This window comes from Kitasatospora sp. NPDC058218, assembly GCF_042882445.1.
In the GTDB taxonomy this organism is placed as follows: domain Bacteria; phylum Actinomycetota; class Actinomycetes; order Streptomycetales; family Streptomycetaceae; genus Kitasatospora.
On the sequence record NZ_JBHVWC010000046.1, the window covers coordinates 52,808 to 72,613 of the forward strand.

Genomic DNA, 19,806 nt, shown 5'->3' on the forward strand with positions numbered 1-19,806 from the left:
GGCCGGGCCGGGCCCGTACCGCCGCCGACCGGGGCCGCCGGCGGTACGCCGCGTCAGCGCCGGTAACCGCGCTGCGAGTCCCGTTCCTCGGCGTCCTCGTACACCAGGAACCAGCCCTCCGGGTGGGTCGCCGCGAGCAGCAGCTCGGTGCGCTGCTCGGCGCTCAGCTCCGGATCGCCGTCGTCCGGCCCGAAGACGCCGAACAGCTCGTCGTGGCAGCCGTCCCAGTCGTAGTCGTAGAGGTCGGCCGGCAGGTCGCCCATCATGTCGGCGACCGACTCGGGCTGCGCGCCGAGCAGCGTACGGGCGTCCACCAGGGCCATCCGCAGCGCGATCTCCTCCGCCAGGCAGCGCGGCAGCGGCCACTCGCCGAGCGCGAGGTCGTCGGCGAGGTCGTCGAAGGCGCGGGCCATCGCCCGGCGCCAGCTCCGGTGCTGGCGCCAGGTGCGCTGCGGCAGCCGGGCGAAGACCGTCCAGTCCGTCTCGTCGCCGTCGGTGACCGGCTCGTCCTCGTGCTCCTCCAGGTCGTCGTACCCGGCGTCGGCCAGGCCGAGCAACTGGGCGTGGAGGAGGCAGGCGGTGCGCGGGGTCAGCGTCCAGTCGCCGGCCCCGCCGCCGCCGTCCTCGTCCTCGCCGCCGTCCAGCGGGAACAGCTCGGCGAAATCCGGCGCGAAGTCCTCGGTGACGCTGATCTCCAGCGTCCCGCCGATCGCCTCGACGCCCGGAATCGCGGCCACCAGCCGGTCCGGGTGCAGCAGCGCGCCGAGCGCCGCGTTGGCGTCCTCGGACACCTCGCGCAGCAGCTCACGGCGCTGGCCGGCCGGGTCGATGCCCTCGAAGTCCAGCTCCTCGACAGCCGCGATCGCGGCCGCCCGCAACGCCGGCCAGTTGGTGATCCGCAGGCCCAGCACCACCGTCGCCTCGATCTCCTGCGCACCGGAGTCCTCCGCCGCGCCCGGCCCCTGTGGATGATCGCTTCGCTCGCCCATGGGGCTACGGTACGGCCTTTCCGTCGCCCGATCACCGGTCCGTCCGGCATCTCGACGCCTTCTCCGCCGGTTCCCGGCCATGCCTCTGCCCACCGGCGGTGCGCAGCCCGCAGGATGGGCCCCATGGCTAACATCGACGAATTCGGCGGCGGGCAGCGTCCGGACGCCCAGGTCCTGGTCGTGACCACCAACGACATCCCCGGCTTCCGGGTCGACCACGTCATCGGCGAGGTCTTCGGCCTGACGGTCCGCAGCCGGCACATCGGCAGCCAGATCGGCGCCTCCCTGAAGTCACTGGTCGGCGGCGAGCTGCGGGGTCTGACGAAGACCCTGGTGGAGAGCCGCAACGAGGCGATGGAGCGGCTGGTCGAGCAGACCAAGGCGCGCGGCGGCAACGCGGTGCTGATGTTCCGGTTCGACGTCACGGAGGCCGCGGACTCCGGCACCGAGGTCTGCGCCTACGGCACGGCCGTGGTGATCTCCCCGGCCACCTGAGCCGGGGGTCGGCGGCCGGGGCCGGGGCCCGGCTCGACGTGCGGGCCCGGGGTTGGTGGGCGGCCTGCCGTCCGCACCGGGAACACTCCCCCGCCGCCGTATGTTTCACCGGCGTGACTGTTTACGGTGCAACCACTGCCGGGACCACCGAGACCGGTGCCGCCCCGCTCGATGCCGGCGACACCGGCGCAGCCGCCGGTACCCGGCGGGTCGACGTCCTGGTGGTGGGCGCCGGGCAGGCCGGCCTGTCCGCCGCCTACCACCTGCGCCGCCGCGGCTTCGCGCCCTACCGGGCCGACACCGACGGCGGGTTCGTCGTCCTCGATGCAGGCACCGCCCCCGGCGGCGCCTGGGCGCACCGCGCACCCTCGCTGCGGATGGCCACCGTGCACGGCTTCCACGACCTGCCCGACTTCGAACTGCCCGAGCCCGACCCCGGCGCGCCCGCCCGTGAGGTGGTCCCGGGGTACTTCACGGCGTACGAGGCGAAGCACGCGCTCCCGGTGGTGCGCCCCGTCCACGTCCGTGCGGTGCGCTCGGCGTCCGACCGGCCGGACGCCCGCCTGCTGGTCGAGACCGACGCCGGCACCTGGTCCACCCGGGCGCTGATCAACGCCACCGGCACCTGGACCCGCCCCTTCGTGCCGCACTACCCCGGCCACTTCGCCGGCCGGCAGCTGCACTACGCCGAGTACCGGGGGCCGGAGGAGTTCACCGGCGAGCGCGTCCTGGTGGTCGGCGGCGGCGCCTCGGCGGTCCAGGTGCTGTCCGAGGTCGCGGCCGTCGGCGAGACGGTCTGGGTCACCCGCACCCCGCCCGTCTACCACGAGGGCCCGTTCACCCCGGAGTACGGCCGCGCGGTGGTCGCCAAGGTCGAGGAGCGGGTCCGCCAGGGCCTGCCGGTGCGCAGCGTGGTGAGCGTCACCGGGCTCGGCCCCTCGGTCGCCTACCGCCGCGCCGAGGAGCTGGGCGCGCTGCACCGCCGCCCGATGTTCGACCGCCTGACCGAGCACGGGGTCGCCCGGGGCGAGCAGGAGCTGCCGGTCGACGCCATCGTCTGGGCCACCGGCTTCCGCCCCGAGGTCGGCCACCTCGCACCGCTCGGGCTGCGCTCCCCCGGCGGCGGCATCGCCCTCACCGGCACCCGCGCCACCGCCGACCCCCGGGTCCACCTGGTCGGCTACGGCCCGTCCGCCAGCACCGTCGGTGCCAACCGGGCGGGCCGGGCCGCTGTCCGTGACATCGTCGCGCTGCTCGGGTCACCGGCCGGCGAGGCCGCGGTGCCCGCTCAGCGGTCGTAGTCGACCGTCACCCGGTCGGTGAGCGGGCGGGCCTGACAGGTCAGCACGTAGCCGGCGGCCAGCTCCTTCTCCTCCAGCGCGAAGTTGCGGCGCATCTCCACCTCGCCCTCGGTGACCAGGGCGCGGCAGGTGCCGCAGACCCCGCCCTTGCAGGCGAACGGCAGATCGGGGCGGGAGCGCTGGGCGCCGTCCAGGACGGAGCGGTCGCGCGGCAGCGAGAGCGTGCTGCCGCGCCCGTCGAGGACGACGGTGACCTCGCTGTGCGCGACGCCGTCCGCCCGCTCGGGCTGCTCGGTGCGCTCGGCGGCCGGTTCGTCCTCGGCGTGGAACAGCTCCTGGTGCACCCGCACCGCCGGCACGCCCATCCCGGCCAGCAGCTCCTTGGCCCCGGTGACCATCCCGAACGGCCCGCAGAGCCACCAGTGACCGACCGCCGGGACGTCCACCAGCGCGGTCAGCAGCGCCTCGACCCGCTCCGGGTCCAGCCGCCCGCTGAGCAGCTCGGCGTCCCGGGTCTCCCGGGAGAGCACGTGCACCAGCTGGAACCGGCCCAGGTAGCGGTCCTTGAGGTCGGCCAGCTCGTCGGCGAACATCACGGTGTCGCTGCGCCGGTTGCCGTAGAGCAGGGTGACGGTGGAGGTGCGGTCGGCGGCCAGCACGGAGGCGGCGATGGAGAGCATCGGGGTGATGCCGGAGCCGGCCGCCAGCAGCACGTGGTCGGCGGGCTCGTCCAGCGCGGGGGTGAAGAGCCCGGACGGCGTCAGCACCTCGACCTCCTCGCCCGCGTGCGCCTCCCGCACCAGCCGGCGGGAGAACAACCCGCCGGGCACCTCGCGGACGGCGATCCGCAGCGGACCGCCGACGGGGGCGCAGATCGAGTACGAGCGGCGCTCGTCGGCGCCGTCCACCACCTGGCGCAGCGTCAGCGTCTGCCCCGGACGGAACGCGAACTCCTCGGCGAGGCCGTCCGGCACCTCGAAGGTCACCGCGACGGCGTCCTCGCAGAGCCGCTCCACCTCGGCGATCCGAAGGTGGTGGAAGACCGGGCGGCGGGCGGGGCGGACGGCCGCGTCCGGGCCGGCGGGCTGGTCTGAGCGGGCAGCCGTGTCCGGGCGGGCGGCCTGATCGGGGCGGGCGGCCATTCAGATCTCCTTGACGCGTTCGAAGGGCTCGCGGCACTCGCGGCAGCGCCACAGCGCCTTGCAGGCGGTGGAGCCGAAGCGGGACAGCTCCTCGGTGTCGGTGCCGCCGCAGAGCGGGCAGGCCACCAGGTGACGGGTCGGACCGAGGGCCAGCAGGCCGGGGGACGACTGGCGCGCCGACGCGGGGCGGGGCGGGGCGATGCCCGCCTCGGCGAGCTTGCGGCGGCCCTCCTCGGTGATCAGGTCGGTGGACCACGGCGGATCCAACCGCAGCCGGACCCGTACGTCCGGATAGCCCGCCGCCCGCAGCCGGCGGTCCACATCGGCCGCCATCTCGGCGACGGCCGGGCAACCGGAGTAGGTCGGGGTCAGCCAGGCGGTCACCGTCGGGCCGTCCTCCTCGACCCCGGCCAGCACCCCGAGGTCGGCGAGGGTGAGCATCGGCAGCTCCGGATCCGGGACGGTCGCCGCGACCTCCCAGGCCCGGCTGCGCGTGGTCGTCACCATGTCGCCCCCGGGTGCGCGCGGGCCACCACCTGGAACTCGGCCAGCAGCGGGCCGAGCGCCTCGGTGTGCACGCCGTCCCGCCCGGCCCGGCCCCCGACCGGGGCCAGCCCCGGCACCTCGGGCACGGTCAGCCCGGCCTCGGCGAGGACGGCTGCCAGCGAGCGCAGCACCGGCTCGCGCAGCGTGGCCGGATCCACCCCGACCCGCAGCTCCACCGGATGCGCCGTGAACAACTCCTCCACCAGCGGCCAGACCGCGTCCAGACCGGCCTGCATCCGCTGCGCCGAGTACGGCGTCCCGTCGCCGAGCCGCAACGTCCAGGCGGTGGCGTACTCGCGGTGGTACTCCAGCTCCTTGACCCCTCGGGCCGCGACCGCCGCCAGCACCGGGTCGCGGTGCCCCGCCAGTGCCTCGTACAGCGCGCCGCGCGCGGTGGCGAAGACCAGCAGCCGGGCGGTCGAGAACGCGAAGTCCCCGTTCGGCGCCTCGACCAGGCGGACGTTGCGGAAGTCGCGCTCCTCGCGCCAGTACGCCAGGTCGTCCTCGGAGCGGCCGGAGCCGTCCGCCTGGCCGGCCCGGGTGAGCAGCTGGCGGGCCTGGCCGAGCAGGTCGAGGCCGAGGTTGGCGAGCGCCACCTCCTCCTCCAGCTCGGGAGCCCTGGTGCACCACTCGGTGAGCCGCTGGGCGAGGACGAGGGCGTCGTCGCCCAGCATCAGGCAGTAGGCGGCGAGGTCGGCGCCGTCCAGTCCGGGCGGCACGGTGGTGTCCACGCCGAGCAGCGGGTCGGCGAAGCCCGTCCCGTAGGCCCAGCGGCCCTCGCCCTCGGGCTCGGCGGACGCCTCGGAGAGGCTCAGGTAGACGTGGTCGTCTGTCATGGTTCTGCTGCTCCCCGTCAGATGTGCGGGACATCCTCGGGGATGTCGTAGAAGGTCGGGTGGCGGTAGACCTTGTCGCCGCTGGGGGCGAAGAACGGGTCGCGCTCGTCCGGGGTGGAGGCGGTGATCGCGACGGAGGGGACCACCCAGAGGCTGACGCCCTCGTTGCGCCGGGTGTAGAGGTCCCGGGCGGCGAGCAGGGCCATCCGGTCGTCGGACGCGTGCAGCGAGCCGACGTGGACGTGGTTCAGCCCGCGCCGCGGGCGCACGAACACCTCGTAGAGCGGCCAGCCGGCCTTGGACTCGGTCACTTTCCGTTCTCCTCGCTCTGCGCGCTCGGCGCGATCTGCCCGCTCGGGGCGTGGTCCTGCGGTCGGGCCTGGCCCTGCGGGCGGGCCGGGGCGGGCTCCTGCGGGCGGCTCGGGGGGCTGCTCTCCGCCCGGCGCTTCCGCGCGTAGGCGGTGGCGGCCTCGCGGACCCAGGCGCCGTCCTCGTGGGCGGCCCGGCGGCGGTCCACCCGCTGGGCGTTGCACGGGCCCTGGCCCTGGATGACCCGGGTCAGTTCGGACCAGTCCGGCTCGCCGAAGTCCCAGCCGCCCCGCTCCTCGTTCCAACTCAGCTCGGGGTCGGGGAGGGTGACACCGAGGTGCTCCGCCTGCGGGACGGTCATGTCGACGAAGCGCCGGCGCAGCTCGTCGTTGGTGTGCCGCTTGATCCGCCACCCCATCGAGCGGGCGGTGTTCGGCGAGTTCTCGTCCGAGGGGCCGAACATCATCAGCGAGGGCCACCACCAGCGGTCCACCGCGTCCTGGACCATCCGCCGCTGGGCCTCGGTGCCACGCATCAGCGTCATCAGCAGTTCGTAGCCCTGGCGCTGGTGGAAGGACTCCTCCTTGCAGATCCGGACCATCGCGCGGGCGTACGGCCCGTAGCTGCACCGGCAGAGCGGCACCTGGTTGCAGATCGCGGCGCCGTCGACCAGCCAGCCGATCACGCCGACGTCGGCGAAGGTGAGGGTCGGGTAGTTGAAGATCGAGGAGTACTTCTGGCGGCCGGAGATCAGCTTCTCGGTCAGCTCCGCCCGGTCCACGCCGAGGGTCTCGGCGGCGGCGTAGAGGTAGAGGCCGTGGCCGGCCTCGTCCTGGGCCTTGGCGAGCAGGATCGCCTTGCGGCGCAGCGACGGGGCGCGGGTGAGCCAGTTGCCCTCGGGCTGCATGCCGATGATCTCGGAGTGGGCGTGCTGGGCGATCTGGCGGATCAGGGTGGCCCGGTAGGCGTCGGGCATCCAGTCCCGGGGCTCGATCCGCTGCTCGGCGGCGACGACCGCCTCGAACCGCTCCTCCTGCGTCTGTGCGGGGACCGGTTCGGCCACCTCTGTTGTCACCACGGGCCCCTCTCGCGTCCTGTCCCTGCGTCGCGCGCCCGGCAGCCGGTGCTCCGGTGTGTCCGGTGCACCGGCGTCCGGCAGCGTGCCGTGCCGGGCCCGGTCGCCGCCCTCACGGCAACCGACTGACCGTTCGGTCGGTTCCATTGTGCGTGGTGAGGCGGCACCGTGACAAGGGAACCGGACCGCCACAGGTCCGCGGGGCCCGGTTCGCCGCCTACCGAGGGTGGCCGCTCCCGACCGGAAGCGGCCACCGTGGGTTCACTCGTGGATGCACTCGTGGATTCGACCGCCCGGTCGGGCGTCGGACCGGCCGCCGGATCGGGCGTCGGACCGACCGCTCGGCGGTTCCACCGACCGGCCCTACCGACCGCCTCTACCGACCGCCTCTACCGACCGACCCGGAGGCGGCCCAGCTCCTCGACGCGGGCGGCGCGCTTGGCGAGGACCTGCTCCTTGCGCTCCTCCATGCGCCGCAGCGCGGCACGGCGGCCGCGGTGCGAGAGCCGGTCGATGTAGAGGCCGCCGTAGAGGTGGTCGGTCTCGTGCTGGAGACAGCGGGCGAAGTAGCCGCGACCCTCGACGACCAGCGGGCGGCCATCCAGATCGCGGCCGCGGACCACGGCGACGTCCGGGCGGTCCAGCTCCATGTACGGGCCGGGGACGGAGAGACAGCCCTCCTCCGCCCCGACCAGCCTGCGCGTGCCCGCCGCGGGCTCGTCCAGCACCGGGTTGAGGACGTGGCCGACGTGTCGCACGCCGTCCTCGTCGAGGCAGTCCCAGACGAAGGCCTGGAGGTCCACCCCGATCTGGTTGGCCGCGAGCCCGACCCCCTCGGCCACCCACATCGCGGCGAACATGTCGTCCACCAGCCGTGCCAGCTCCGGTGCGCCGAACTCCTCCTCCGTCACCGCCCGGCACCTGCGGTGCAGCACCGCCTCCCCGACGACGGTGATCCGCCGGACCTCCCCGCGCCACGTCTCCGGCGGCACCTCCGGGTACGTCGCGACCGGCTCGCCCTGCACCCGTACGCGCGACCGCGCCACCGCGTCCACCGATGCCTGCAGCTGCCCCGCCATCCCGCTCCTCCGTTCTCCGTCGGGTCGTGCGCTGCCCGCCCGGGCTGGCGGGCGTGCAGCGGCACGACCCGCTGCTCGTACTTTGCAAAGCAACGTCTTTGCAAACAGGTATGCGCCATCGGGGCGTCTACCGACACCCGGTCTGGAGTGGTGAACTTGCCAAGCACTTTGCAAAGTAGCATCTTTGCAAAGTGACCATCGACAAGAATCCCGCGGGCGCCTCCCGCTCCGGGGCGGGCTCACCCGCACCCGTGACCCCGCCTCCGGTTGCCACCGCACCCGTCGGCGCCGCCGGGGCCCGGGCGCCGCGGAGCCCCGCACCGCTGCCGCACCACGCGGTGCGCGTCGCCCTGCTGGACCTCATCGCCGAGTGGGGCAGCATCACCTCCAACCAGGCCGCACAGCTGCTGCACCAGAGCTCCGGCACCTGCTCGTTCCACCTGCGCCGGCTCGCCCGCTACGGCCTGATCGAGGAGGCCCCCACCGGGGACGGCCGTTCCCGCCCCTGGCGACTGCGTTGGGAGGGCTCGCTGATGCCCCCGGGAACGGCCGAGGAGCCGGCCCACCGCACTGCCGCGCCGGCCGCCTCCGGGGCGAGTGCCTCCACGGGTTCCGCGCCCGAGCCCGCCACCGACCCCGAGGACGCCGACTACCGGCACTGGCTCGCCCACCGGTCGCTCGCCCCCGCCGAGTGGCAGCGCGACCAGGCCTCCAGCGACGTCCTCCACCTCACCGCCGACGAACTCGCCGACCTCGGCGCCGCCGTCCGGGCCCTGCTCGCCCCCTACCGGCACCGCGGACCCGGGCCCGACACCCGCCCGGTGGCCGCCGTGACCCGGCTCTTCCCGCTGATCGACCCGGGCAGCGAGGCAGGGCGGCCGACCGACCGGTGAGCAGAGCGGAGGCGACGCGGCGCCGCTCCGCACCGGGCGGCCCGGCCCGCAACTGCGCCCCGCCGTAGCCCCGAACGGCGGTGGGCCCGCCGTCCGAACGAGCTCGGACGACGGGCCCACCGGGCCTGGCCTGCCGCTACCGCGGCAGCGGCGTGCTCACCCCTCCGACCGGTCCCGCAGACGCGGCAGCGGTACGGCGAGGAGCGCCGCCAGCAGCGCGATCCGGGGGGCCAGCTGGTCGATCCGGATGTGCTCGTGCCGGGCATGCGCCCCGGCCCCGACCGCGCCGAAGCCGTCCAGCGTGGGCAGGCCGCGCGAGCCCGGCAGGTTGGTGTCCCCGGCACCACCGGCCGGACCGCCGTCCAACTGCTGGCCGAGCACCGCCGCGAGCGATCGGACGTGCCGCAGCAGCGGGTTGGCGGTGCGCTCCGGCCACGCCGGCCGACTGGACAGCACCTCCGTCCGCACCCGGGCCCCGGGCCGCAGCGCGGTGAGCCGGGCGAGGCTGTCGAGCGTGCGGCGCTGCGCCTCACCGGTGGAGAAGCGCAGGCCGAGTTCGGCCTCGGCGCGACCGGCGACCACATTGGCGCGAGTACCGCCGCTGATCCGCCCGGCGTTGAGCTCGGTGCCGGGCTGGCAGGCGAGGTCACGGACCGCGACCAGCTGGTCGACGAGCTCGTCCACCGCGGAGACGCCCTCGCCGGCGTCGTTCCCGGCGTGCGCCTCCCGCCCGGTGACGGTGAGCCGTACCCGGGTGCTGCCCCGGCGGGCGGTCTTGAGCCGACCGTCCGGGTGCGGCGGTTCGAGCCCCAGGACGGCCGCCGCCCCGCGCAGTTGGCGTTCGACCAGGCGCCGGCCGTCTGGGCTGCCGACCTCCTCGTCCGAGACCACGACCAGCCGGACGGTGCGGTGCGGGCGCTGGCCGAGATCGGCCAGCAGGGCGAACGCACCCTCCAGGACGGCGAGTCCGCCCTTCATGTCGACGACGCCCGGGCCGCTGAGGGTGCCGTCCTGTTCGGTGACCGGCCAGTCGTTGAGGATGCCGGCCGGCCAGACGGTGTCGTGGTGGCCGACCACGAGGAGGTGCGGCAGGCTCTCGTCCTGGCCGTCCCACTGGAGCACCAGGTGGTCACCGGCGGGGCCGGGTTCGCGCCGGGCGGTGGCACCCGTGGCGCGGAACCCTGCGGTCAACTCCTCGGCGAGGGCGTCGAGTCGAGGCGCGTCGCCACTGGGCGACTCGATGCGGGCGAGGTCGGCGCAGCGGCGTCGGACGGCTCCGGCCAGGGTGCGGGCGCGGGAGCTGAGGGCCTGGGGCAGTCCGGGAAGCGCGGCGGTGGGGCCGGGTTGGGGGTCACCGTCGGTGGCCGCCGGGGCGGGCGACGACACGGTTGCCGTAGGGCCGGGTGCGGCGGGGCGGGCCGGCGGGGCGGGCTCGACCGGTGTCGCGACCGGGGCCGGGGCGGCCTGCACGGCCGGTGCGGCCTCCACGACAGCTGTGGCTGTGGCGAGGATCACAGGGGTGTTGGCGGGCGCGGGGGTGCTTGGGGCTTCGGTGGTCACGGTCGGCACGACGGGCGGCCGGACGGTTTGAGGACTCAACGCTCGCCTCCGCGGCCGCCGCCGGTATTCAGCGGCCGGACCGGCCGGCCGGACCAGCCCGGGTGCCCGGACCAGCCGGGACGCGCGGCCCCGGCCCTGCGTACGGTCCGCCAGGTCGGCCCGTCTGGCCCAAGTACGGTGGAACGGCTGGGCGGCATGCTTGGCATTGCGTCCTCCTCGCTCGATCCGGAGGCCCCGGTCGGCCCGGAGCCCCCGTGGACGGCGGCTTCGATGCGGCGGGCGCAGCAACGGCACCGCCACAGGGAAGCCGAGATGTGAGCCTAGAAGAACCGTTCGGTTTCCTGCGAGGTGGCCCTGCTCCCAGCGCGCCGGGCCCTGCCTCGGGCGCCCATCGGAGAACAGCGGCGGGCGCACGGCGCGCGGGCCTGGATCGGCGCGCGAGCGCGGTCGCCGGATCGCGCCCATCTCCACCATGGACCCCGCGTCCGGGTTCGGCAGCGCAAACGGCCAAGGCGCGGGTTTTCCACGCCGGATGGGTGACAGCGGCTCAGCGTTCGGTACCAGGAAGCGGGTCGTCGGCGACGGCGGGGAGCGACAGCCGAGCGCGGCGGCGGAGCGCACGGCGGAACCCACGGTGGGGGCGGTCACGGTGGGGTGTGCTGCGGTGGAGGTGGCCGGGGGGAGCGTGTGGGTGGGGGGGTTGGCCGGTTCGGTCTGGCTCCGGGCGGGCGCCGGAGCCGGGCGAGGTCAGCCAAGGTCGTCGGTGACTCCGGCGTCGCGGGCGAGCAGCGCGGCCTGGACGCGGTTGCCGACGCCGAGCTCGGCGAGGATCCGGCTGACATGCGCCTTGACGGTGCTCTCGCGCATCCCGAGTACGGCGCCGATCTCGGCATTGGAGAGTCCGGTGGCCAGTTCGCGCAGGACGTCCGTCTCGCGCGGGGTCAGCCCGGCTGTCCGGCTGCGTGCGGAGACCGAGCGGGGTGCGCCCGTGCGGTGGTAGCGGTCGATGAGGCGGCGGGCGGCGGCCGGGTGCAGCATGCCCTGGCCGCCGGCCACGACGTGGACGGCGCGGGCGATCTCGGCGGGCGGGGTGTCCTTGAGGAGGAAGCCGTCCGCGCCGGCGGCGAGCGCCTGGTAGACGTACTCGTCCAGGTCGAAGGTGGTCAGCGCGATGACGCGCGGGGCGTCGGGGAGCTCGCGCAGCCGACGGGTGGCGGCGATGCCGTCGAGGCGGGGCATCCGGATGTCCATCAGGGCGACGTCGACGCGCCGGTGGCGGGCGAGTTCGACGGCCTGCAGCCCGTCGGCGGCCTCGGCGACGACCGTGAGCGCTGGGTCCTGGGCGAGCAGATCGACGAGGCCGAGGCGGACCAGTGCGTCGTCGTCGACCACCATGACGCGGATCATGAACCCTCGCTCGGTGGCGGCTGGGGTGGCTGGGGCGGTGGGATTGGCGTCGGTCTCAAGGGCGGCGGGAGCGGCCCGGTCCGGGCCGGGTGGGGCGGCGGGCGCTCGGGCGAGGGGAGCCGGGCGGCGAGGCGGAAGCCACCGTGGCCGTCGGCCCCGGCGTCGAGGTGCCCGCCGAGCGCACCGACCCGTTCGGCGAGCCCGACCAGACCGTACCCGCCGCCGGTAGCGGCCCCGGACGGCTCCGGTCCGCCCGCGTCGTTGCACACCTCGACGGTGGTCGCCGGGGCGCCGTAGCGGACCCGGACCGTCACGGGGGCCGCGTGCGCGTACTTGCGGGCGTTGGTGAGCGCCTCCTGGACGAGCCGGTGGACGGCCAGGCGGTGGGTGGTGGGCACGGCCTCCGGGTCCCCGTCGAGGGTGAGTTCGACCGTCTGCCCGGCGGCGGTGGCCTCGCCGACGAGTTCGGTGAGGTCGCGCAGGGCCGGTGCGGGTATCGGTGCGGCCCCCGGGGAGGGACGTGGCGCGGGCGGTCCGTTGGGAGACGGGGCCCGTGCCGGGGCGCTCCCGGGGACCTGCGTATCGGTCGGGGCGTCGAGCCAGTCGGGCAGGTGGGGCTCCTCCGGCGGCTGCGGTTCGGCTCGGAGCGCGCCCAGGACGTCCCGCAGGTCGTCGAGCGAGCGGGCGGCGGTGGTGCGCAGGAGTTCCAGCCGGTGAGCGAGCCGGTCGGGGTCGTCGGCGACCGTGCCGGCCCGGGCCTGGTCGCGCAGGACCCCGGCGTGCAGCACGAGCAGGCTGAGGCGGTGGGCCAGCACGTCGTGCATCTCCCGTGCGATCCGGGCGCGTTCGGCGGAGCGGGCCTGTTCGGCGCGGAGTTCGCGCTCGCGCCGGAGCACGTCGAGCTGGGAGTGCAGGGTCTCGATCAGGACGCGGCGGCCGTGCAGCCAGAGGCCGAGGGCGAGCGCGGCGGCTTCGATGAGCAGCTGTGAGCCGGTGGTCCCGGCCCAGTCGGCGAGGGAGTCGGCGCGGGCGGCGCTGATCAGGGCGATGGTGACGCCACCGGCCGCTGCCGGGCCGACGCGGCCGGTCGAGGCCAGGTGGTAGACGCTGAACAGGCCGGGGAAGGCGCGGTTGAGGAGCCCTGCGGTGAGGACGGGGAGGACGGCGGAGGCGACCGGGTGGCGGCGGGCGAGGAGGAGGGACAGGGCGGCGAGGCCGGCGGCGGCGGTGCGCAGGATCCGGTGGGGGCCGTCGGCGTTGTTCCACTGGGTGCCGCCCTCCTCGACGACGAGGGCGAGCACGGCCAGCAGGAGCACGGTCTCCGTCCAGCGACGGCGACCGGGGGCGTACCAGCCGAGCAGGGCGGCGGGTGGCCGGGGAGCGGGGTGACCGTCGGGCCGGCGGTCCGGGTGGCGGGTGTCGCCCGAGCGGTTCGGGCGGATTCGGTGGCGCGGGTGGTCCACGCGGCCTGTGGTCACGCGGTCTCCTCCCGTTGGCCTGGGCTGATGCTAGGGCCCGTCCAGGGCGCCCGACCCCTGACGAACGACCAGCGGCACCCTCGACTTTCGTCGGGGTCCGGCGCTGCCCATCGACAGATTCGGACGGATGTGGGCGCCTCTAGCGTCGGTTCCATGACGACAGATCAGCTGTATCCCCGCACCCGCCCCCGCCCCTGCGACACCGGTCCGGACCGAGTCGGCGGCGACCGGCTGCTGTTCCTCGCCGAGGCGTTCCGCACGTTCCACAGTACGGGCGCGCTGGCACCGAGCGGGGCGGACTTGGTGAACGCCATGGTGGTTCCGGTGACCAGTCGGCCGGACCGGCCGCTCTCGGTCCTGGAGGTCGGCGCCGGCACGGGGGCGGTGACCCGGCGGCTCGCCCAAGTGCTGCGCCCGGGCGACCGGTTGCACGTCGTCGAGGCGAACCCGCGGTTCGCCGGGCGGCTGCGCCAGGATCCGGAGCTGGCCCGGCGCGGGCCGGAGGTCGGGCTGCGGCTGTCGGCGTGCCGGGTGGAGGAGCTGCCGGAGTGCCGACCGCCGGCGCCGGACGGCGGCGGGCCGGTGGGCGAGCGGTACGACGTGATCGTCTCGGGCCTGCCGTTCACCAACTTCGAGCCTGCGCAGGTCAGACACCTCCTGGAGCTCTATCTGCGGCTGCTGGTGCCGGGCGGCGAGCTGACCTGGTTCGGTTACCTGGGCACGACGGCTGCGCGGACGCTGGCCTCCGGGCCCCGGCGGGGCGCGCGGCACCGGGCGGTGATACGGCTGCTGCGGCAGTTCGAGGCGACGTACGGGCTGGGCACTCGGACGGTGTGGCGCAATCTGCCGCCGGCGCAGGCCCATCTCCTGCGCGCCCCGGGTGGCAGGGCGGACGCCCGGACGCCCACCGCGGCAAGCGGCGCAGCGGGCAGAACGGGCGAAGCGGCAGCGGGCGGAGCGACGGCGGCCGGCACGACACCGGCCGGAGCACCGGCAGGCGGAGCGACAGCCGGCGGAGCCACGGTGGCGGGCGAGCCGACGGGCGGGGTGGCCACCGGCGCTCGATGATGGACCGGGGCCGGGCCCGGCTCCGTGTCCGGCAGCGAGGAGCCTGCGATGACCGTCACGGTACGCGATGCCGAAGCCGAGAGCCGCTTCGAAGCCCGGGTGGACGACGCCCTGGCGGGGTTCGCCGAGTACATCCGCAGCGACCAACTGGTGGTGTATCCGCACACGGTGGTCGAGCCGGCGTTCGAGGGGCAGGGGATCGGCGGCGCGTTGGCCCGGGCCGCGCTGGACGACGCGCGCGAGCGCGGACTGGCGGTGCTGGCGACCTGCCCGTTCATCAAGGGCTGGATGCTGCGCCACCCCGAGTACACGGATCTGGCCTACGAGAACCGCAGCCGGGTGAGTGACTGATGGGTGCCGACGGGGACGAGACCGGGGCCCGCCGCCGGGGCGCCCGGACGTACGAGGGCGCGGGGATCGAGGTGACCTTCGATCCTCAGGTCTGCCGGCACGCGGCCGAGTGTGTGCGCGGCTTGCCGTCGGTGTTCGACACCGCGCGGCGGCCGTGGATCAGCCCGGACGCGGCGGAGCCGGGGCTGGTCGCCGAGGTGGTGCGGCGCTGCCCGACGGGCGCGCTGACCTATCGACTGGCGGGCGGCGGCACGGAGGCCCCGGACCGGCCGACGACGGTGCGGCGGACTGCGGACGGGCGGCTGCTGGTACGGGGTGAGCTGCGGGTGACGGGTGCCGGGGGTGAGGTCCGGGAGACGCCGAGGGCGATGTTGTGCGGGTGTGGGAGCAGCGGCGGGCAGCCGTACTGCGACCGGAGCGGGGCGTGCGGCGGGGTGGCGGGCGACCGGGGCGGCAGCGGCGACCGGGGCCGCAGCCAGGGAGGAGGCGGCGAGCAGGAGGGCGGCACCGGCGCGTGACGGGCAGCCGCCTGCCGACACCACTGGCAGGCGACGGATTTCCCACAACGGGTGACGGCTGACAAATGACAGATGACGGCTGACAAACTTTGAAATCTGTCAGTCGCTGTGCCACAGTGGAACCGGCAGGCCCCCGTACCCCGAGCGGTCGCGGCCCCTTGCCTCACCCCTCACCCTCCTCACCCCGCCAGGAGCCCCCTCGTGTCCACCACCCCCCGGATCCCCCAGCGCCGGCTCGGCGCCACCGGCCCCACCACCTCCGTCCTCGGCCTCGGCTGCATGGGCATGTCCGACCTGTACGGTCCGGCCGACGAGACCGAGAGCATCGCCACCATCCACGCCGCGCTCGACGCGGGCGTCACCCTGCTCGACACCGGCGACTTCTACGGCATGGGCCACAACGAGCTGCTGATCCACGACGCACTGCGCGGCCGGGACCGCGCGAGTGTGCAGATCAGCGTGAAGTTCGGCGCCCAGCGCGGCCCCGACGGCCAGTGGCTCGGCTACAACGCGAGCCCGGCCGCCACCAAGACCGCCCTCGCGTACACGCTGCGCCGCCTGCGCACCGACTACATCGACGTCTACCGCCCGGCGCGGCTGGACCCGGCCGTCCCGGTCGAGGAGACGGTCGGCGCGATCGCCGACCTCGTCAAGGCCGGTTACGTGCGCCACATCGGCCTCTCCGAGGTCGGCGCCGACTCGCTGCGCCGGGCCTGCGCCGTCCACCCGATCAGCGACCTGCAGATCGAGTACTCCCTGCTCTCGCGTTCCATCGAGGCCGAGATCCTGCCCACCGCCCGCGAGCTGGGCATCGGCGTCACCGCGTACGGCGTGCTCTCGCGCGGGCTGCTCAGCGGGCACTGGAAGAACGAGCGTGCTCTGGCCGGCACCGACTTCCGCGGCCACAGCCCCCGTTTCCAGGGCGACAACCTGACCCACAACCTCGACCTGGTCGAGGCCCTGCGCGCGGTCGCCGCCGAGCGGGGCGCGAGCGTCGCCCAGATCGCGATCGCCTGGGTCGCCTCGCGCGGCGGGGACGTCGTGCCGCTGGTCGGCGCCCGGCGTCGCGACCGGCTCACCGAGGCCCTCGGCGCCCTGGACGTCACCCTCACCACGGCCGACCTCGCCGCCATCGAGGCCGCCGTTCCCGCCGGGTCCGCCGCCGGGGACAGGTACGCTGCGGCTCAGATGGCCCACCTCGACAGCGAGCACTGACCGGCACGCCGGCGGTCGCCGGTTCGCCGCCGGGACGGGGCCTCACCGGCGGCGCCTCCCCCCGCGCCGCCGGGCCGGGCGCCCGCCCGGCACCGCACCGCCCGCCAGCCCGCCAGCCCGCCAGCCCGCCAGCCCGCCAGCCGCAGCACCGTCCGCCACCCCGGTGACGGACGCACCACCCCGTTAGGACGTACCTCCCCGTGGCCACGGACAGCGCACTCACTCCCGAGCAGATCCTGGGCGCGACGGAGGAGGTCCTCCGGCGGTTCGGCCCGGCCAAGGCCACCGTGGTGGACGTCGCCCGCACCCTCGGTGTCAGCCACGGCAGCGTCTACCGCCACTTCCCCAGCAAGGCGGCGCTGCGCGAGGCCGTCACCCAGCGCTGGCTCGACCAGGCGCACGACAGCCTCGCGTCCATCGCCGCCGAGCCCGGACCGGCGGTCGAGCGCCTGCACCGCTGGCTGGAGACGCTGTTCGCCGCCAAGCGGAAGAAGGCGCTGGACGACCCGCAGCTGTTCGCGACCTACCTGGTGCTGGTCGCGGAGACCAGCAGCACCGTCGAGGCCCACGTCGACACCCTGGTCGAGCAGATCGGCCGGGTCGTCCAGGACGGGGTGGACACGAAGGAATTCGGGCCGACTCCCGTGAGCCCGACCGCCCGGGCCCTGTTCGAGGCCACCGCACACTTCCACGACCCGGCCTACGCCGCCGAGTGGTCCGACCCGCAGGCGCCGGAGCGCTTCGAGGCCCTCTGGAACCTCCTCCTCGGCGGCCTCCTCGCCCGCTGACCGGGCCCACCCCCTCGCCCGCCCCGGGCCGGGCCCGGCGCCCCTCCACCGGAAAGCGTTCGCCCGACCGGGCCGCCACCCGGCAGACTGGCCCGCACGATCGATCCCCCGAGGAGGACGACATGCGTGCCACCGGACCGGCGCTCGACAGCCTGCGAGGACTGGCCCTCGGCGACGCCTTCGGCGACCGCTGGTTCTCCGTTCCCGTCGACGAGGCCCCCGCCGCGCTCGCCGCCCGGCTGCCCCGCCCGGCGCCCTGGCACTGGACGGACGACACCGCGATGGCGCTCGTCCTGGTCCGCAATCTGCTTGACCATGGCGAGGTCCACCAGGACGCGCTGGCAAGCGGGTTCGCCGAGGAGTACGCCACCGAATACGGCCGCAAGTACGGGCCGTCGATGCACGGCGTGCTGCGCGCGATCGGCGAGGGTGCCGACTGGCGGGCCGTCACCGCACAGCAGTTCGGTGGCCAGGGGTCCTACGGGAACGGTGCCGCGATGCGGGCCGCCCCGCTCGGCGCCTGGTTCGCCGACGACCTGGACACCGTCGCCCGGCAGGCCGAACTGCAGGCGCTCACCACGCACTTCCACCCGGAGGCGGTGGCGGGCGCCGTAGCGGTCGCACTCGCGGCGGCACTGGCCGCCCGCAGCAGGGGACAGCACCCGCCCGAGCCGGCCGAGCTGCTCATCGAGGTCGCCGACCGGCTGCCCGACAGCGACGTCCGCTCCGGCCTGCGGATCGCCGCCCGACTGCCCGGACACACCAGCGTCCGGCACGCCGCGCACGTCCTCGGCTCCGGCCTGCTGATCTCCGCCCCGGACACCGTCCCGTTCGCCCTCTGGTCCGCCGCGGCGCACCTGGACTCCCTGCCGGACGCGATCTGGCACACCCTGGAGGGGTGGGGAGACATGGACACCACCTGCGCGATAGCGGCCGGCGTGGTCGCCGCCCGGACCGGTCTCGCCGGTGTCCCCGCCGGCTGGCTGGACGCCCGCGAGGAGCTGCCGGCCTGGGTGGCCGCATCGTGACCGCCCGGTCCTGACCGGGCGCTCCCGACCATCCGGACCCGGCCGGGCGCTCCCGACCGTACGGACCCGACCGGACGGTCAGCTGCGGGAGTTGCCGAAGAAGATCCGGTAGAGGATCAGCAGCACCAGCGCGCCGCCGATCGCCGAGCCCCAGGTGGCCAGGTCGAAGAAGTGCGCGGACACCGGCCGGTCCAGGATCCGCGAGGAGATCCAGCCGCCGACGAAGGACCCGGCGATGCCGATCAGGGTGGTCACCACGAGGCCTCCCGGGTCCTTCCCCGGCAGCAGCAGCTTCGCCAGCGCCCCGGCCACCAGACCCAGCACGATCCACGCGACTATGCTCATGCGTCCTCCACCTCCGTCACGGCGGTCCCGAGTGGCCGCTCCACCGGCGAGGACGCCCCCGTGCGCCCCCGCGGTTGCGATGCGCCGGGCGTGGCACCCACCGGCCCGGCCGCCCGCGCCGCGATACTGCGGCCATGCGCATCCTGATCGCCACCGCCGGCTCCCGGGGCGATGTGGCCCCCTTCACCGGCCTCGGCGCCCACCTCCGCGCGGCCGGTCACCAGGTGGCGGTCGCCACCCACGGCACCTTCGCCGACCTGGTGCGCGCCGCCGGTCTGGAGTTCCGCCCGCTCCCGGTCGACCCACGCGCCGAACTCGCCTCCGACCGCGGCCAGCGCCTGCTGCGGACCGGCTCCGGACCGCTGTCCGTCATCCAACTCCTGCGCCTGGGCCGCTCCTTCATGCCCGCTCTCGGCGACGGCATCGTCGCGGCCACCGCCCTGGGCACCGACCTCCTGCTCACCACCAGCGCCACCACCCCGCTCGGCCAGGTCGCCGCCGAGGCAGCCGGCATTCCCAGCGTCGGCCTCTATCTCCAACCGATCGCCCCCACCCGGGAGTTCGCGCCCTCGGTGACCGGCACCCGGTCCCTTGGCCGTACCGGGAACCTGCTCGCCGGCCACGCCGTGGAGGCAGCCACCGACCGTCTCTTCGCCCCCGCCGTCCGCCGGTTGCGCCACCGGCTCGGCCTGCCGCCGCGCAGCATCGCCCGGGCCCGGCGCGCCCACCCCGTCCTGCACGGCTTCTCCCCCGCCGTCGTCCCGCGCCCCGCCGACTGGCGCCCCGGCCTGGACGTCGCCGGCTACTGGTGGCCGCACCCCGATCCCGACTGGCAACCCCCGGCGCGCCTCGTCGACTTCCTCGCCGCCGGCCCGCCACCGGTCTTCGTCGGCTTCGGCAGCCTGGTCGTCCCCCACCCGGAGGCGCTCAGCGCCACCGTTCTCGCCGCCCTGCGCGCGGCCCGGGTGCGGGCCGTTCTCCAGGCCGGCTGGAGCGGCCTCGGCGCGGCCGACTCCGACGACGTCCTCACCATCGACGACACCCCGCACGACTGGCTGTTCCCCCGGATGGCCGCCGTCGTCCACCACGCCGGCGCCGGCACCACCGCCGCCACCCTCCGGGCCGGCACGCCCGCCGTCCCCGTGCCCGCCCAACTCGACGCACCGTTCTGGTCCGACCGCCTCACCCGCCTGGGCACCTCCCCCGGCCCGGTCCCGCTTCCCGCGCTCACCGCCGCCCGCCTCGCCGCGACCGTGCGCCGCGCGCTCGACGACCCGCGCCACCGCGAGCGCGCCCGGGCCGTCGCCACCACGCTGGCCGGGGAGGACGGCACCGTCAAGGTCCTGGCCACCGTCGACCGCCTCTCCTCCTGAGCCCGCGCAC

At 75.4% G+C, this 19,806-nt stretch carries 21 protein-coding genes; 10 read left to right on the forward strand and 11 right to left on the reverse strand.

The window, feature by feature from the left end; all coding sequences use genetic code 11:
• Positions 1-53 precede the first annotated feature (53 nt).
• Positions 54-989 carry a hypothetical protein gene (locus ACFVYI_RS27215; protein WP_387890199.1) on the reverse strand — a complete coding sequence of 312 codons (936 nt, stop codon included), beginning with the start codon at positions 987-989 and terminating at the stop codon, positions 54-56.
• 123 nt (positions 990-1,112) lie between these two features.
• Between ACFVYI_RS27215 and ACFVYI_RS27220 the strand changes: the two genes are divergently transcribed.
• Positions 1,113-1,484: a YbjQ family protein gene (locus ACFVYI_RS27220; RefSeq protein ID WP_387890200.1), complete on the forward strand. Its 372-nt coding sequence runs from the start codon at positions 1,113-1,115 to the stop codon at positions 1,482-1,484.
• Positions 1,485-1,702: 218 nt separating this feature from the next.
• Complete coding sequence (locus tag ACFVYI_RS27225; protein WP_387890275.1) at positions 1,703-2,785, forward strand: NAD(P)-binding domain-containing protein; 1,083 nt, start codon at positions 1,703-1,705, stop codon at positions 2,783-2,785.
• Here the strand turns inward: ACFVYI_RS27225 and paaE are convergent.
• The 6 genes from paaE to def all read right to left on the reverse strand — a co-directional run bounded on the left by paaE (position 2,773) and on the right by def (position 7,772).
• Positions 2,773-3,927 (reverse strand): 1,2-phenylacetyl-CoA epoxidase subunit PaaE, encoded by a 1,155-nt coding sequence (gene paaE / locus ACFVYI_RS27230; protein ID WP_387890202.1) that lies wholly within the window; start codon positions 3,925-3,927, stop codon positions 2,773-2,775. The genes ACFVYI_RS27225 and paaE overlap by 13 nt on opposite strands.
• Entirely contained in the window at positions 3,928-4,434 is a 507-nt protein-coding gene (gene paaD, locus ACFVYI_RS27235) for a 1,2-phenylacetyl-CoA epoxidase subunit PaaD (protein ID WP_387890205.1), read from the reverse strand.
• Positions 4,428-5,309 carry a 1,2-phenylacetyl-CoA epoxidase subunit PaaC gene (gene paaC / locus ACFVYI_RS27240; protein WP_387890208.1) on the reverse strand — a complete coding sequence of 294 codons (882 nt, stop codon included), beginning with the start codon at positions 5,307-5,309 and terminating at the stop codon, positions 4,428-4,430. Before paaC ends, paaD begins: the two co-directional genes overlap by 7 nt.
• A 17-nt stretch (positions 5,310-5,326) precedes the next feature.
• The gene (gene paaB, locus ACFVYI_RS27245) at positions 5,327-5,620 is read right to left on the reverse strand and encodes a 1,2-phenylacetyl-CoA epoxidase subunit PaaB (protein WP_387890211.1); all 294 of its coding nucleotides are present in this window, start codon (positions 5,618-5,620) and stop codon (positions 5,327-5,329) included.
• Positions 5,617-6,681: a 1,2-phenylacetyl-CoA epoxidase subunit PaaA gene (paaA, locus tag ACFVYI_RS27250; RefSeq protein ID WP_387890277.1), complete on the reverse strand. Its 1,065-nt coding sequence runs from the start codon at positions 6,679-6,681 to the stop codon at positions 5,617-5,619. The genes paaB and paaA overlap by 4 nt, the downstream gene beginning before the upstream one ends.
• 401 nt (positions 6,682-7,082) lie before the next feature.
• The gene (gene def, locus ACFVYI_RS27255; protein ID WP_387890213.1) at positions 7,083-7,772 is read right to left on the reverse strand and encodes a peptide deformylase; all 690 of its coding nucleotides are present in this window, start codon (positions 7,770-7,772) and stop codon (positions 7,083-7,085) included.
• A gap of 191 nt (positions 7,773-7,963) precedes the next feature.
• Here def and ACFVYI_RS27260 point away from each other — a divergent pair, with 191 nt between their 5' ends.
• On the forward strand, positions 7,964-8,665 hold the full coding sequence (locus ACFVYI_RS27260) for an ArsR/SmtB family transcription factor (RefSeq protein ID WP_387890214.1): 702 nt from the start codon (positions 7,964-7,966) through the stop codon (positions 8,663-8,665).
• 156 nt (positions 8,666-8,821) lie between these two features.
• On the opposite strand, the gene ACFVYI_RS27265 is transcribed toward ACFVYI_RS27260, so the two are convergent.
• The 3 genes from ACFVYI_RS27265 to ACFVYI_RS27275 form a co-directional block, all read right to left on the reverse strand.
• On the reverse strand, positions 8,822-10,225 hold the full coding sequence (locus tag ACFVYI_RS27265; protein ID WP_387890215.1) for a M20/M25/M40 family metallo-hydrolase: 1,404 nt from the start codon (positions 10,223-10,225) through the stop codon (positions 8,822-8,824).
• A 747-nt stretch (positions 10,226-10,972) separates the two neighbouring features.
• A complete protein-coding gene (locus ACFVYI_RS27270; protein WP_387890217.1) occupies positions 10,973-11,632 on the reverse strand; it encodes a response regulator in 660 nt (219 codons plus the stop codon).
• Positions 11,629-13,110 (reverse strand): sensor histidine kinase, encoded by a 1,482-nt coding sequence (locus ACFVYI_RS27275; RefSeq protein ID WP_387890220.1) that lies wholly within the window; start codon positions 13,108-13,110, stop codon positions 11,629-11,631. Before ACFVYI_RS27275 ends, ACFVYI_RS27270 begins: the two co-directional genes overlap by 4 nt.
• Before the next feature lie 153 nt (positions 13,111-13,263).
• On the opposite strand from ACFVYI_RS27275, the gene ACFVYI_RS27280 reads away from it, so the two are divergent.
• From ACFVYI_RS27280 to ACFVYI_RS27305, 6 genes are all read left to right on the forward strand, one after another.
• Positions 13,264-14,178, forward strand: a complete 915-nt coding sequence (locus ACFVYI_RS27280; protein WP_387890222.1) for a class I SAM-dependent methyltransferase — start codon at positions 13,264-13,266, stop codon at positions 14,176-14,178.
• A 48-nt stretch (positions 14,179-14,226) separates the two neighbouring features.
• Entirely contained in the window at positions 14,227-14,529 is a 303-nt protein-coding gene (locus ACFVYI_RS27285) for a GNAT family N-acetyltransferase (RefSeq protein WP_387890225.1), read from the forward strand.
• On the forward strand, positions 14,529-15,047 hold the full coding sequence (locus ACFVYI_RS27290) for a (4Fe-4S)-binding protein (RefSeq protein WP_387890228.1): 519 nt from the start codon (positions 14,529-14,531) through the stop codon (positions 15,045-15,047). The genes ACFVYI_RS27285 and ACFVYI_RS27290 overlap by 1 nt, the downstream gene beginning before the upstream one ends.
• A 201-nt stretch (positions 15,048-15,248) precedes the next feature.
• Positions 15,249-16,262 carry an aldo/keto reductase gene (locus tag ACFVYI_RS27295; RefSeq protein ID WP_387890230.1) on the forward strand — a complete coding sequence of 338 codons (1,014 nt, stop codon included), beginning with the start codon at positions 15,249-15,251 and terminating at the stop codon, positions 16,260-16,262.
• 200 nt (positions 16,263-16,462) lie between these two features.
• A complete protein-coding gene (locus ACFVYI_RS27300; RefSeq protein ID WP_387890232.1) occupies positions 16,463-17,050 on the forward strand; it encodes a TetR family transcriptional regulator in 588 nt (195 codons plus the stop codon).
• Between the two features lie 122 nt (positions 17,051-17,172).
• A complete protein-coding gene (locus tag ACFVYI_RS27305) occupies positions 17,173-18,078 on the forward strand; it encodes an ADP-ribosylglycohydrolase family protein (protein WP_387890234.1) in 906 nt (301 codons plus the stop codon).
• A gap of 78 nt (positions 18,079-18,156) precedes the next feature.
• On the opposite strand, the gene ACFVYI_RS27310 is transcribed toward ACFVYI_RS27305, so the two are convergent.
• The gene (locus ACFVYI_RS27310) at positions 18,157-18,423 is read right to left on the reverse strand and encodes a GlsB/YeaQ/YmgE family stress response membrane protein (protein ID WP_387890237.1); all 267 of its coding nucleotides are present in this window, start codon (positions 18,421-18,423) and stop codon (positions 18,157-18,159) included.
• Between the two features lie 134 nt (positions 18,424-18,557).
• On the opposite strand from ACFVYI_RS27310, the gene ACFVYI_RS27315 reads away from it, so the two are divergent.
• On the forward strand, positions 18,558-19,796 hold the full coding sequence (locus ACFVYI_RS27315) for a glycosyltransferase (RefSeq protein ID WP_387890240.1): 1,239 nt from the start codon (positions 18,558-18,560) through the stop codon (positions 19,794-19,796).
• Positions 19,797-19,806: the final 10 nt, after the last annotated feature.

Excerpts from the sequence above, each read along its gene's own strand:
- ACFVYI_RS27305 (WP_387890234.1), top strand. The coding sequence starts at position 17,173 with ATGCGTGCCACCGGACCGGCGCTCGACAGCCTGCGAGGACTGGCCCTC.
- ACFVYI_RS27310 (WP_387890237.1), bottom strand. The coding sequence starts at position 18,423 with ATGAGCATAGTCGCGTGGATCGTGCTGGGTCTGGTGGCCGGGGCGCTG.
- ACFVYI_RS27315 (WP_387890240.1), top strand. The coding sequence starts at position 18,558 with ATGCGCATCCTGATCGCCACCGCCGGCTCCCGGGGCGATGTGGCCCCC.
- paaD (WP_387890205.1), bottom strand. The coding sequence starts at position 4,434 with ATGGTGACGACCACGCGCAGCCGGGCCTGGGAGGTCGCGGCGACCGTC.
- ACFVYI_RS27280 (WP_387890222.1), top strand. The coding sequence starts at position 13,264 with ATGACGACAGATCAGCTGTATCCCCGCACCCGCCCCCGCCCCTGCGAC.
- paaC (WP_387890208.1), bottom strand. The coding sequence starts at position 5,309 with ATGACAGACGACCACGTCTACCTGAGCCTCTCCGAGGCGTCCGCCGAG.
- ACFVYI_RS27215 (WP_387890199.1), bottom strand. The coding sequence starts at position 989 with ATGGGCGAGCGAAGCGATCATCCACAGGGGCCGGGCGCGGCGGAGGAC.
- ACFVYI_RS27220 (WP_387890200.1), top strand. The coding sequence starts at position 1,113 with ATGGCTAACATCGACGAATTCGGCGGCGGGCAGCGTCCGGACGCCCAG.
- paaE (WP_387890202.1), bottom strand. The coding sequence starts at position 3,927 with ATGGCCGCCCGCCCCGATCAGGCCGCCCGCCCGGACACGGCTGCCCGC.
- ACFVYI_RS27290 (WP_387890228.1), top strand. The coding sequence starts at position 14,529 with ATGGGTGCCGACGGGGACGAGACCGGGGCCCGCCGCCGGGGCGCCCGG.
- def (WP_387890213.1), bottom strand. The coding sequence starts at position 7,772 with ATGGCGGGGCAGCTGCAGGCATCGGTGGACGCGGTGGCGCGGTCGCGC.
- ACFVYI_RS27285 (WP_387890225.1), top strand. The coding sequence starts at position 14,227 with ATGACCGTCACGGTACGCGATGCCGAAGCCGAGAGCCGCTTCGAAGCC.
- ACFVYI_RS27270 (WP_387890217.1), bottom strand. The coding sequence starts at position 11,632 with ATGATCCGCGTCATGGTGGTCGACGACGACGCACTGGTCCGCCTCGGC.